The sequence below is a fragment of the Streptosporangium sp. NPDC000095 genome (assembly GCF_042899335.1).
Classification (GTDB): Bacteria; Actinomycetota; Actinomycetes; order Streptosporangiales; family Streptosporangiaceae; genus Streptosporangium.
On record NZ_JBIAZS010000003.1, the window covers coordinates 63638 to 74927 of the forward strand.

At 68.1% G+C, this 11290-nt stretch carries 12 protein-coding genes and 1 tRNA gene; 7 read left to right on the forward strand and 6 right to left on the reverse strand.

Annotated elements, in window-relative coordinates; translation table 11 throughout:
* Nucleotides 1-184 precede the first annotated feature (184 nt).
* Both ACFY3V_RS08605 and ACFY3V_RS08610 read right to left on the reverse strand, forming a co-directional pair.
* Nucleotides 185-334: a GPGG-motif small membrane protein gene (locus tag ACFY3V_RS08605; RefSeq protein ID WP_184719841.1), complete on the reverse strand. Its 150-nt coding sequence runs from the start codon at nucleotides 332-334 to the stop codon at nucleotides 185-187.
* Nucleotides 335-356: 22 nt separating this feature from the next.
* Nucleotides 357-869: a DUF6328 family protein gene (locus ACFY3V_RS08610; protein ID WP_362905066.1), complete on the reverse strand. Its 513-nt coding sequence runs from the start codon at nucleotides 867-869 to the stop codon at nucleotides 357-359.
* A gap of 66 nt (nucleotides 870-935) precedes the next feature.
* Here ACFY3V_RS08610 and ACFY3V_RS08615 point away from each other — a divergent pair, with 66 nt between their 5' ends.
* Entirely contained in the window at nucleotides 936-1535 is a 600-nt protein-coding gene (locus tag ACFY3V_RS08615; protein ID WP_350944928.1) for a hypothetical protein, read from the forward strand.
* A 150-nt stretch (nucleotides 1536-1685) separates the two neighbouring features.
* On the opposite strand, the gene ACFY3V_RS08620 is transcribed toward ACFY3V_RS08615, so the two are convergent.
* Nucleotides 1686-2054, reverse strand: coding sequence for a PRC-barrel domain containing protein (locus ACFY3V_RS08620; RefSeq protein ID WP_362905070.1), 369 nt, complete (start codon nucleotides 2052-2054; stop codon nucleotides 1686-1688).
* A gap of 281 nt (nucleotides 2055-2335) precedes the next feature.
* Here ACFY3V_RS08620 and ACFY3V_RS08625 point away from each other — a divergent pair.
* Together ACFY3V_RS08625 and ACFY3V_RS08630 are read left to right on the forward strand one after the other, a co-directional pair.
* Nucleotides 2336-2409 (forward strand) — tRNA-Lys (locus ACFY3V_RS08625).
* 145 nt (nucleotides 2410-2554) lie between these two features.
* Nucleotides 2555-3157, forward strand: coding sequence for a DUF998 domain-containing protein (locus ACFY3V_RS08630; protein WP_389771396.1), 603 nt, complete (start codon nucleotides 2555-2557; stop codon nucleotides 3155-3157).
* Nucleotides 3158-3203: 46 nt separating this feature from the next.
* Here ACFY3V_RS08630 and ACFY3V_RS08635 read toward each other — a convergent pair whose 3' ends face one another.
* Nucleotides 3204-4076 carry a hypothetical protein gene (locus tag ACFY3V_RS08635; protein WP_389771398.1) on the reverse strand — a complete coding sequence of 291 codons (873 nt, stop codon included), beginning with the start codon at nucleotides 4074-4076 and terminating at the stop codon, nucleotides 3204-3206.
* 325 nt (nucleotides 4077-4401) lie between these two features.
* Here ACFY3V_RS08635 and ACFY3V_RS08640 point away from each other — a divergent pair, with 325 nt between their 5' ends.
* The 3 genes from ACFY3V_RS08640 (at nucleotide 4402) to ACFY3V_RS08650 (ending at nucleotide 9238) form a co-directional block, all read left to right on the forward strand.
* Nucleotides 4402-7272: a BTAD domain-containing putative transcriptional regulator gene (locus ACFY3V_RS08640; RefSeq protein WP_389771401.1), complete on the forward strand. Its 2871-nt coding sequence runs from the start codon at nucleotides 4402-4404 to the stop codon at nucleotides 7270-7272.
* A 468-nt stretch (nucleotides 7273-7740) separates the two neighbouring features.
* Nucleotides 7741-8598: an alpha/beta fold hydrolase gene (locus ACFY3V_RS08645; RefSeq protein ID WP_389771404.1), complete on the forward strand. Its 858-nt coding sequence runs from the start codon at nucleotides 7741-7743 to the stop codon at nucleotides 8596-8598.
* Nucleotides 8599-8782: 184 nt separating this feature from the next.
* Nucleotides 8783-9238, forward strand: a complete 456-nt coding sequence (locus ACFY3V_RS08650; RefSeq protein WP_389771407.1) for a DUF488 family protein — start codon at nucleotides 8783-8785, stop codon at nucleotides 9236-9238.
* On the opposite strand, the gene ACFY3V_RS08655 is transcribed toward ACFY3V_RS08650, so the two are convergent.
* Entirely contained in the window at nucleotides 9216-10079 is an 864-nt protein-coding gene (locus ACFY3V_RS08655; protein WP_389771410.1) for a hypothetical protein, read from the reverse strand. The two genes, ACFY3V_RS08650 and ACFY3V_RS08655, sit on opposite strands and share 23 nt — an antisense overlap.
* Before the next feature lie 332 nt (nucleotides 10080-10411).
* On the opposite strand from ACFY3V_RS08655, the gene ACFY3V_RS08660 reads away from it, so the two are divergent.
* Nucleotides 10412-10567, forward strand: coding sequence for a hypothetical protein (locus ACFY3V_RS08660; protein ID WP_389771413.1), 156 nt, complete (start codon nucleotides 10412-10414; stop codon nucleotides 10565-10567).
* On the opposite strand, the gene ACFY3V_RS08665 is transcribed toward ACFY3V_RS08660, so the two are convergent.
* Nucleotides 10568-10939 (reverse strand): hypothetical protein, encoded by a 372-nt coding sequence (locus ACFY3V_RS08665; RefSeq protein WP_389771416.1) that lies wholly within the window; start codon nucleotides 10937-10939, stop codon nucleotides 10568-10570.
* Nucleotides 10940-11290: the final 351 nt, after the last annotated feature.

Here is an 11290-nt window from a genome sequence, read left to right on the forward strand (position 1 = left end):
GCGAAGTGTTCTCGCGGGTGTGAAACCCGCTTGGAGAAAATGGTGCCGGCCTCAGGGGCGCACCGGACGGCGTACGGACATCGGACCGTACGGAATCGGCGTGCGGGTCGGGTGGCCCGCACCTGGACGGTGTGCGAGCCGCCGGCTCGCACCGATCTGTGCTGTCGCGAGCGCGAGGCTCGCGTCACACATTGAAGATGCTCACACCCCCAGGGCCGACGAGGAAGCCGAGGACGATCAGGACGATCCCCCAGAGCAGGTCGCGACGGGCCAGGATGACGTAGATCCCGGAGATGACGAGGACGACTGCGATGATCCAAAGCAAAGTAGCCATAACCGGCCTCTGCCCTCACAATTCACTGCTTAACATCTTCCTCATCCTTGGTTCTGTACAGATCAACCAGCGGCTGGACGAACCACAGCCAGGCGCTCAGCAGCGCCACGACCCCGGCGAACAACGCCGCGGGCCAGGCGTTGAGCACCGTCTCGGCGACCAGTGCGACCGTGCTCGTCATCGCGACCGCGAGTCCGGCGGCCCCCGCGATGCCAAGGGTGTTGGCGCGGTGCAGCATCTTCTCCTTCAGGTTGCTCCTGAACAGGAGGCGGTGCTGGGCCGCCGGGGTGATGAAGCAGACGGACGCGACGCCCGCGCTCAACAGGGCGATGAAGAACAGTATGTGCCCCAGGTCGTCCAATTTTTCGAAGCCCGCCGCGAATGGCAGGCTGAAGAGAAAGGCGAAAAGCACCTGCACGCCGGTGACGGCGACGCGCAGGCCCTGTAACAACTCGCCGAGTTCGCGGTCGACCCGCTCCTTGTGTGTCTCTCCGGGCGCTGATTGTTCTTTTTGCGAGGGTTCGGGGTGAATCATGTGCATCGTTTACCCAAGGAAAGGTTTGGCATGCCTACCTGGGGGGTTACGGGGTACGCGTGGGTTATGGGAAGCCACAGTCACGAGGTCACCGACGCGATCCTGGAAACGCTGAAGCGGGCGAGCAGCGGTTTGAAGGACGCGGACGTCAGGTTCGCGCTCGCCGGAGGTTGCGCGGCCTACGCCCGCGGAGCCGCCCCCTCGCTCCACGACGTCGATTTCGTCCTTCCCCAGGAGGACGTGCCGCTCGCGCTCGAGGCGCTGGGCAAGCTGGGATTCGAGACCTCCAGGCAGCCGCCGGAGGACTGGCTGGTCAAGGCCTTCGACGAGGGCAGGCTGGTGGATCTGATCTTCTCGATCTGCGACCACCCGGTCACGCCCGAGTTGCTGAAGCGCGCGGAGCCGATGAAGGCCTCGGCGGTGATCCTGCCCGTCCTGGAGGCCACCGACCTGGTCATCTCGTGGCTGCTGCCGCTCTCCGAGCACAGTTGTGACTACGGCTCGCTGCTGCCGCAGGTGCGTGCCCTGCGCGAGCAGGTCGACTGGAACCGCGTCGCCGCCGTCGTGCGGGACTCCCCCTACGCCTCCACCTTTCTCACCCTCCTTCAGCGCCTCGATGTCATTCCCGGTCCCGTCGACTCCTCGGGCGACCCGACCTGGCCCTGAGACGGCCTCACCTGCGACCCGCACCCGTGCCCGAGACGACCTGGCCTTCCAAGACGTGGCCGTTCTCAGGACGACATGAGGAGGGGGCCCACCAGATGGTGGGCCCCCTCCTCATGTCGTCTCGCCCGGTGTCCCGGGATCGGAGGACGCTCAGACGGTGCCGGGTCCGCCGAAGGGGAAGCGGCCGTAGTACTCGCCGACCCGATCGCGGTACGCGGGCTCCTTGAAGTTCGCCTCGTCGAACTCGGGGGCGTCCTTGATCTCCTGCTTGGTGCGCGCGACGTAGACCTTCTTCTCCTGCGGGTCGATCTGCGTCACCGTGCTCGCGGGCAGGAGGACCTTCTTGCCGAAGATCCAGGGGCCCGTGTCGACGACGAGGTAGCTCTCGCCGACCTCGTAGGTCGCCTCGTCGACGGAGCCGATCTTCCCGTCGGTGGCTTCGACGTGGTACCCGGCGACGTCGAGTGTCTTGTCCTGGGTGTGCACGTCGGCTCGATAGTTCCAGATCTCAGGCTGCATGACTGAATGTCTCCCTTGATGTGATACCTCGGGCTCCGGATCTCGTACCCGAGAGAGAAGTCCTAAACGGCATTTGCCCAAGTCAGCCGGTACGGAACACTGTTCGCTCCGCCCTCGGCACCAGGTCGTCGCGGGATTTCGCCCCGCCCGGCTCGGGGTGAAGTTTCTCCGGTCGGCACCCCCGATGGGCATATGTCAGCTCATCTCCAGACTTCCGGATGGGCATATATCCGATCATGTACGGACCACGGCGCCGGGTCCGGTAGGCTTGTCACCGTCAAGCGCCGCTAGCTCAGTTGGTTAGAGCAGCTGACTCTTAATCAGCGGGTCCGGGGTTCGAGTCCCTGGCGGCGCACCCAAGGAAACCCCAGCTCGCACGCCGAGCTGGGGTTTCCTGGTTTTCGAGAGGCCGAGACCGCCGAAGCGCCGGCGTCGAGCCGTGGTCGGCCGGTTCGCGGTAGGACCTCACCGATGGCGTGCGAGACAACGGAGGACGTCAAGTGGCATACGTCATCGGCGCGAGCGGTGCCCTGTTCTTTGTGTTGGTCTTTCTGATCGACGGACTGACCCGTCCCGGTTACTCGCCGGTACGCCACCCGGTCAGCGCCCTCGCCCTCGGTGCCCGCGGGTGGATCCAGATCTCGAACTTCGTCGTCTCCGGCGCCGCGATCACCGTCGGCGGCGTCTCGATCGCCACCGCGGGGCGGCAACCGCTGCTGGGCGGGATGTTGGCGATCTTCGGGCTGGGCCTTGTGGCATCGGGCTTCAGGATGGACCCGATGCGAGGCTATCCGCCGGGTACGCCGGAGGGTGATCCGGCGGACGTCACCGTCTCCCACAAACTGCACGACTACGCCGGAGCCGTCGTGTTCTTCTCGCTGCCCGTCACGGCGGCGGTGGCGGCGTTCGTCCTGCCGGAGGTGGCGTGGAAGGTCGTTTCCGCCGTCGCCGCGGCCGCCCTGATGGCCGCCTCCTACGCGTTCGGCAAAGCCTGGGAGCGTGACTCGCCGAGGACCGGACTCGTCCAGCGGGCGTTCATCGTCCCGGGATGGCTCTGGGTCGCGGCGGTGTTCCTGCGCTTCGGCTCGCAGAACGCGCTCTGACGCCTCGATCCGGATGCCGGGATGCCGGGTGCGCCGACGCCGGGTGTCAGGCTCGCGGGCCCACGGTCTCCCTGGTGCCGCGACGGCGCCACAGCAGTCCGGAGACGGCGCCGAAGGTGACCAGGGAGCCGGTGAGCACGAGTGCCCGTCCGTCGGGGCCGCTCTCACCGCCGCCTCCGGTCTCCGCTCCTCCGGCCGGTGTCTCGGAGATCTCCCCGTCCGTGTCCTGCGGGGTCTCGTCCGTCTCGGCGTCGTCGTCCGACGTGGTCTCGTCGGAGGGCTGCGTGGTGGTGTCCGTCGGGTCGGGGTCGGCTTCCTGGCCGCCCGCCGTGATGGTGAGGGGGTAGGTCGTGAGGGTGTCCCTGTTCTTCGGCTCGCACTCGATGGAGGTCTGGCCGGGCGCGGTCCCGAAGTTGACGGCGCCGGGCTTCACCGTCGCGGTGCCCGGACTGTTCGACGTGGTGGCGAGGGAGACCGGGGTCGTCGGCAGCGGAATGGTCTGACCCGCGCCGGTCGCGTCGAGGGTTCCAATCCCGGTGGCGGAGGTCAGCCCGGAAAGCCCGCTGATGGAGACGTACGCGTACAGCTTGGTGCCCGTGGGCAGTCCCGCGGCGGGCGCCGTCAGCGCGGTGCCGGTGTAGGTGCCGCTCCAGCCGATCGTGAACTGCCGGCCGGTGGTGGCGTCGGTCGGTATCGTCAGCTCGACGTTGATCGAGGTGGTCTGCTTCCCGGTCACGCCGCTGGTGGTGCACTCGTACTCCACCATGCCTATCGTGTTCACTGTGCCCGCCGTGCTCGCTGTGCCCGCGGTGACGACCGAGCCCCGCTCCGCCGGGGGAACGGAGGCGTGCGCCGGTTGCCAGAGGAGGGTCAGGCCGCAGACCAGGGCGGCGACTGAGAGAACCGAGCGGACGCGCACATCGCCTCCTGCGTACGACAGATAGGGCTTAAGTGAGACGGGGGGCAAAGGTGATTGGTTGCCAGCAATGCCACTAATGGCCTGATCTGGACAGCTGTAACTCCTATAGCGGACACGTCCATCCGGCAGCGGATCGACGGTGTTTCCCCGGCAAAGGTCGATGTGCTGCCATACGATGCTTCATCGTGATGAATCGGGGCGAGCTGCCACGGTGCGGCACAGCGGAGCGAAACGGCCCCGAGCCGACCGGGCGACGCCCCGGCGCGGGAGAACGGCATCGGTTCCACGGCACCGTTCGAGAACAAGGGAAAGACGGCGCTGTCGGATGAGTGATCCCGGGCTGCGGTTCTCGATCCTGGGACCGGTACGCGTCTGGCGCGACGGCGCGGAGGTGGAGATCGGTTCTCCCCAGCAGCGGCTGGTCCTCGCCGTCCTCCTCCTGGCCGAGGGCAGGGCCGTCGGCCACGACCACCTGCTCGACGCCGTCTGGGGCGAGGAGCGTCCCCGCGCCGCGATGAGCACGTTGCGCACGTACGTCTCGCGTCTGCGCTCCGCCCTCGGCGCCGAGGCGATCATCTCGATCGGCAGCGGATACGCCCTCGCGGGAGGGGCCTGCGACCTGGTCACGATGGAGAGGCTCGCCAACGAGGGGAGATACGGCGAGGCCCTGGCGCTCTGGCGAGGAGAGCCGCTTGCCGGGCTGGAGGGAGGCTACGCCGAGGGGCAGCGGGCGCGGCTCGGGGAGCGGCGGCTCGCCGTGCTGGAGCGCAGGCTCGCCCAGGAGGTCGAGGAGGGCGGGCACGCCGAGGTCGTCGCCGAGCTGACCGCGCTCTGCGGGGAACATCCGACCAGGGAGCGGTTCTGCGGGCTGCTGATGCTGGCGCTGTACCGCGCGGGAAGGCAGGCCGAGGCGATAGGCGTGTTCACCGACACCAGGAAACTGCTCGCCGAGGACCTCGGTATCGATCCCTCGCCCGAACTGGCGGAGCTCTACCAGCGGATCATCACCGCGGACCCCACACTCGGCCAGGCGAGGACGACGAGCCCGGTCCCCAGGCAGGTGCCCCGCCAGCTCCCCGCCGACACCGCCGACTTCACCGGCAGGGAGCCCGAGATCGACGAGATGGTGGCCGCCCTGAGGTCGGGGCACATCTCGGCACTCGCGATCTCGGCCGTGTCGGGCGCCGGAGGCATGGGCAAGACCACCCTCGCCGTCCACGTGGCCCACCGGCTCGCGCCGGACTATCCCGACGGTCAGCTCTTCGTGAACCTCGGGGGCTCCGGGACGCGGCCGCTCACGCCGGAGACCGTGCTCGCCCGGTTCCTGCGCTCCCTCGGGGCCGAGGTCCCGCCCGACTCCGAGGAGCCGGGCGAGCGGGCGGCCATGTACCGCTCCATCCTGGCGGACCGGCGGATACTCGTCGTGCTGGACAACGCCGCGAACGCCGCGCAGGTACGGCCGCTGCTCCCCGGCGCCGCCGGGTGCGCGGTGATGGTGACGAGCCGCGCGAAGATGATCGGACTGTCCGGCGTACGCCAGGTCGACCTGAGCGTGATGTCCCACGACGAGGCGACGGTGCTGCTCGCCACGATCGTGGGGGAGACGCGGGTGGCCGCCGAGCGCGAGGCCGCGGCGGACCTGATCGGGGCGTGCGGGCACCTGCCCCTCGCGATCAGGATCGTGGCCGCACGGCTCGCGGCGCGGCCCACCTGGAGTGTGGCCAGGATGCGCGACCGGATGGCCGACGAGCGCCGGCGCCTCGCCGAACTGCGCGTGGACGACCTGGCCGTCGAGGCGACGTTCGCCCTCGGCTACGACCAGCTCGACGCCGCGCACGCCTCGGCGTTCCGGCTGCTCGCCGTCCCCGACGCGTCCGACTTCTCACTGGGTTCGGCGGCGGCCGTACTCGGTCTGGACGAGCAGGACGCGGAGGAGGTGTGCGAGGCGCTGGTGGACGTGAGCATGCTGGAGTCGCCCTCTCCCGGCCGCTATCGCTACCACGACCTTCTCAAGATCTTCGCCCGGTCACGACCGGACGACGAGGACGTGCGGCGAGCCGCGCTGGACAGGCTGCTCGGCCACTACCTCGCGGGCATGACCGCGGCCCACCGCCTCACCTATCCGGGTGCCCCGGTGTCCGACCCGGGCCGACCGGCCGGTGCGGGACCGTCCTTCGCGGACGAGGAGGCCGCGGTGACCTGGGCCGAGGACGAGGAACAGGGGGTGATCAGCTGCGTACACCAGATCGCCCAGGAGGGGGGAAGCGCCCTCTCCGACGCGATACGGCTGCTCGACATGGCGTCCGACGTACTGGAGACCGACGTGACCCCCGAGCGCTACGAGCGGGCGGCCGGAGCCCTCGTCGAGGCGGCGGCGGCCCGCGGGGAACGTCGCGCCGAAGCGCACGCCCGGTGCGTGCGCGGAGGGTTCTGGGCGAACCGGTGGCTCCTCGACGCGGCGACCGAGGACTGCGTCGCCGCGAGGGACCTCAGCCTCGCCGAGGGCGACCGGGCACGGTACGCGGACAGCCTCAACCTGCTGGCCACGGTCCTGTCCCGTCGCGGATCGACGACCGAGGCGATCGCGCTGTACGCCGACGCGGTCGAGATCTGGCGCGGGCTCGGCGACCGAAGCGGTGAGGCGGCCGGCCTGGGCGACATGGCGCTCGCCCTCGCGTCGGTCGACAGGATCGACGAGGCGGTGGAGGTGGTGGAACTGGCCGACCGCACCGTCCGCGAGTCGGGCGGTGGGACGGATCCCGACGTCATGTACCGGTCGGCCGTCGTGCTGTGCGACGCCGGGCGTCCCGAGGAGGCGCTCCTTCGGCTCAGGGAGACGCGCAAGGCGTATCGGAGGCTCAAGCAGCGCGTCCGTGAGGGGGCGACCCTGCTGCGGATGGCCGAGACCCACCTCGCCCTGGGGCAACCGGAGCGCGCCGTCGACTGTGCCGAGGACTCGCTGGGCCTCATGGCGGAGGCGGGCGACGAATGGATCCAGGGCAAGGCGCTCGTCGCGCTCGGCGAGGCGTTCTCCCGGCTCGGCCGACCGGGAAGGGGAGTGGCCTGCCTGACCGAGGCGCTGGAGATCTTCGTGCGGCGGGACATGCCGGAGGCCGACGAGGTACGGGCACTGCTCGACCGGGACGAGGACTCGCGGTGGGACGCCGAGCGGAAAGAGACCACCCTGACCCGCTGAGCGCACACCTCCGCTCGGCCCACGTGGTGAAAACGGAGCCGTGTGCCGTTCGGCTCATGGGATGGATTCCTGGGCGGTGCGTTCGTCCGGCCCGCGCGGTGAACTCCGGTGTACCGCCGGTGCGCGCCCGGCCCGCGAGACGGGCGAGGGGCACTGTGTTCGGCCGGAAACTGTCGGTGCCCACTGGCATCATTAGGCGTGTGGAACCGCACTACTACGCACGCGTCGTCGCGGTGGCCGACATGTCGGCCACCGCGACGACGCGTGGTGTCCCCCCTGAGGGGAAGTGGGCAGGACGGTGGCGGTGGTGCGGTCCGGCACGCACCGCCGACCCGGGGTGGCCCGCCACAGGAGGAGACGCTCTTTCGCTGCGACTGTGCGGGTGGGGATGTCGAGAACGCATCCGTGGCTCCGATTCTCTGTGATCAGAGAAGCGAGACGGCCGACGACTTTCGAGGAGAAGCGACCATGCAGCCCGTCAAGACGAACACCCTGAAGGTTCCCGGCGCGACCCTTCACTACGAGATCCGCGGCTCGGGGCCGACCCTGCTGCTGATCTGCGGCGGGGTTTACGACGCCGCCGGATACGCGGGTCTGGCCCAGCGGCTCGCCGACCGCTACACGGTGGTGACCTACGACCGGCGCGGCAACTCGCGCAGCCCGCTGGACGGGCCGCCCGAGTCGCAGAGCATCGAGACGCACGCCGACGACGCGCACCGCCTGCTGGTGGAGGTGGGCGTCACCGCCGACGAGCCCGCGTACGTCTTCGGCAACAGCTCCGGCGCGATCATCGGCCTGGAGCTGGCCACCCGCCACCCCGAGCAGGTGCGCACCCTCGTCTCCCACGAGCCGCCGCTGTTCGAGCTGCTGCCCGACCGCGACCGCTGGCGCGATGTCATCCGGGACGTGGAGGAGGCGTTCGCCAAGGAGGGGACCGGAGCCGCGATGCAGGCCTTCGCCACCGGGTTCGACAGGACCGGCAGGGAGCACGAGGAGGCGGCCACCCAGGGAGAGCAGGAGGAGCCCACTCCCGAGGCGGCGGAGACGATGGCGCGGATGGAGAAGAACATGGAGTTCTTCATCGGCTACGAGGTGCCGCCGTTCGTGAGATACGTCCCCGACGCCGACGCGCTGCGGGCCTCCTCGGCACGCGTCGTGATGGTGGCGGGCGAAGCCTCGGAGGGGCAGCCACCTTACCGGGCCTCCTTCGTCGTCGCCGAGCAGATCGGGGGGACGCACGTGATGTTCCCCGGTGACCACGGGGCCTTCGGCAGCCTGCACGAGGAGTTCGCCGCCAAGCTCGACGAGGTGCTCTCGCGCTCCTGAGCGAACGCGGCCGACAGCCGTCTCCTGACGACCCGGCTCAGGAGACGGCCGTGACCTGACCGACCACACATTGAGTGCGACGACACATGGCAGTTGTGAGTACCACTGCCTGCCGTGGGAGTGGATGCCGAGGTCTTACGAGATCTGTGTGACGGTTACGACTGGGCGTGAGAGGGTGCAGATCATGCTTACGATCGGACAGTACGCACGGTTGACCGGGATCGGATACGAGGGATGTGACCTCGAAGGGTTCATCCAACGGCTTCACCGCGAAAACGTCACCTTGCTGATCGACGTCCGGCTGAACCCGATCTCCCGGAAGCGCGGATTCAGCAAGACCGCCTTGGCCGCCGCGCTCGCCGATACGGGAGTCGCCTACGAACATATGCGAGTGCTCGGCAATCCCAAATGGAACAGGGCAGGGTTCAGCGGCAGCCCGGCCGAGCTGGGGGCGGCTCGGGGTGTTTACGTGGGACAGCTCATGGATGCCGACGCACGTGAATGCCTGGACCGGATCGCGGAAGCCGCTCGACGACAGATGGTGGCGATCATGTGTTTTGAAGCCGACGAGCATCGCTGTCATCGCGACCTCGTCCTGGAAGCCGTCCGTGAACGGTTCAGCCACGCGGTGTCGGTTTGAGCCGCTGGGGATAAGCGACTCCCAGAATTATGAAGCTCTGCGGATGGGCTTGTTGGTTACCGACGTAGAAGACGGTGTCTCGATCCGAGGCGCACATCAGATCCCAAAACTTCTCACGAATGGCCCGTTTTACCCCGATGTCGTCGCGGGCGTTCACGGTGCGTTGGAGAGCGACCAGTTCCCAGTCGTAGATCCCCTGACGGTGTGTGTTGCAGGCAGCCGAATGACAGCGGTAGCGGTACCAGGCCTTGAAGCGGGGAGCTTGAAGCGCGGTGCGGGGTACGGAGTCGAAAAGACCGAGTTGCTGAACGTACCGGTCTATCTTCTGTCGCTCCGCGGGCGTCCAACCCGGGTGGGGTTCGACATCCAGGGCAAGGATCTCCTCGGGCCGTATGGCTGCCAGCGACCGGGCCGCAGGGTGTCGACGGACAGCGGCGATGAGGTCGCACATAGATCCCTCAATGTAGTCATCGAGGTACGGCATCCGTTTTGACCAGCCATCGAGATGCTTCTCTACGACGAAGCTGTCGGACCGTGGTCGCCAACTCTCCGCCCGTGGATCGTTCGAAGTAGGTTTGGCCTCCAGAGTGACGACATCATATTTTCGGAATTGGCTATTACCATCCAGTTCGCGGAAGTTGATTGGGTAGAGCCGTACCCATCCCGGTTGGTCAAGGTCGAGCCGTAGCGCGGCTACGCACACGGTCTCCCCGTAGCTCTCTGAGGGGTTGGGGGCGGCCTTGACAGTGATCAGCACTCTCATGCGCTGGAACCGGGTTTCCGACGGCTTGATCTGAACCGTTTCGAAATCGGGACTGAACAGGGAACGCTGCTCCGCCAACAGACCCTGCGTGCTGCCCGCGATGATGATTCACCAGGCTAACCTTGCTCCTCCTTGCTGTTTCCTTACTGGAGTGAGCTGTCCACAACTGGACGGATTACCGGCTGATCGAGGGTCTCGCTCAGTTGCTTGGCAATGCGGGTGTCCAGCCGTTCGGGATCCGGTTCGGCGCGCTGAATCTCTACTGGTTCGGAGCCAGGGCGACCCTTGGGGCGGGGTTCTTCGCGGGGCGGTTTGGGGGAACGTGCGGAACGGCTCCGGTCGGACCTTTTATGGTCTGGCCGGAGCCGGTGTTTCCCTGGGGACGCTGATCAGGGGAAGGTGATCAGACGGTGGTGATCGCTGGGGACGGCGATCACCGGGGGGAGATGGGCGGGGTGGTGGTGACGGCGAGGACGGTGGTCACCGTGGTGGCCCGGGTGCTGTGTCGCAGGGGGAAGGTGTCGCAGGGGGCCAGGGGGGGGACGGCAGGTGTCGCGGAGCGGTGATCAGCTGACGTTGGCACAGATCGCGTAGACGCTGATGCCCACGTCGTTGTAGCCGATCTGGCGACCGAGCCCGATCCAGCCGTTGCCATCGTCGGTGGGGAAGGAGCCCACCAGGATGGCCCCGTTGCCCTGCGCCTCGGCGCCGCCGCCGATGACCTTCTTCCCGCCGGGGCAGTAGACCACGCGGCGCTGGAAGTTGGGCACGTTGGCGTTCGGCAGCTTGACGATCTGGTAGCCGGTGAAGGCGGCGGTGGCGGGAGCATCGGGGACGGTGGGCACGGAGGCCGTGGCCGGAGCGGCGGCGGTCATCGTGGTCAGACCCGCGACGGCGGCGGCGCTCAGCACGGCGGTCATGAGCTTCCTGCTTCGCATGATGTCTCCTGTGGCAGAGGGTGCCTGTGTGTTCACAGAGAGTAATTCTTCATCACTCTCAGTGTCCAGCCCTGTTTTTGTCGCCGTCTCGCCAGTTGCGTCCGCCCTGGTGATCGGGCATGTGCGGGCGTGGGGGGAGGGCGTTCCGGGTGAAGGGTTCGCGCCGCCGAGGAGGTGTTTCAGGTGGGGGTTCACGCCGTCGAGGGGGTGGTCGACGGTGAACGGGGAGGGGTGCCCTCGGGGCCCGGCCGGGAGGGAGCGGGCGCCGTCAAGAGGTCGACCGGCGTTGAACGTCGACCGACTATGAGAGCGCTCTCAGATCAGGGTAGGGCCATTTCTTGATCGTCGGCC

Coding starts and splice junctions, on each gene's coding strand:
- ACFY3V_RS08605 (WP_184719841.1), bottom strand. CDS start 334: ATGGCTACTTTGCTTTGGATCATCGCAGTCGTCCTCGTCATCTCCGGG.
- ACFY3V_RS08610 (WP_362905066.1), bottom strand. CDS start 869: ATGATTCACCCCGAACCCTCGCAAAAAGAACAATCAGCGCCCGGAGAG.
- ACFY3V_RS08615 (WP_350944928.1), top strand. CDS start 936: ATGGGAAGCCACAGTCACGAGGTCACCGACGCGATCCTGGAAACGCTG.
- ACFY3V_RS08620 (WP_362905070.1), bottom strand. CDS start 2,054: ATGCAGCCTGAGATCTGGAACTATCGAGCCGACGTGCACACCCAGGAC.
- ACFY3V_RS08640 (WP_389771401.1), top strand. CDS start 4,402: ATGAGTGATCCCGGGCTGCGGTTCTCGATCCTGGGACCGGTACGCGTC.
- ACFY3V_RS08645 (WP_389771404.1), top strand. CDS start 7,741: ATGCAGCCCGTCAAGACGAACACCCTGAAGGTTCCCGGCGCGACCCTT.
- ACFY3V_RS08650 (WP_389771407.1), top strand. CDS start 8,783: ATGCTTACGATCGGACAGTACGCACGGTTGACCGGGATCGGATACGAG.
- ACFY3V_RS08665 (WP_389771416.1), bottom strand. CDS start 10,939: ATGCGAAGCAGGAAGCTCATGACCGCCGTGCTGAGCGCCGCCGCCGTC.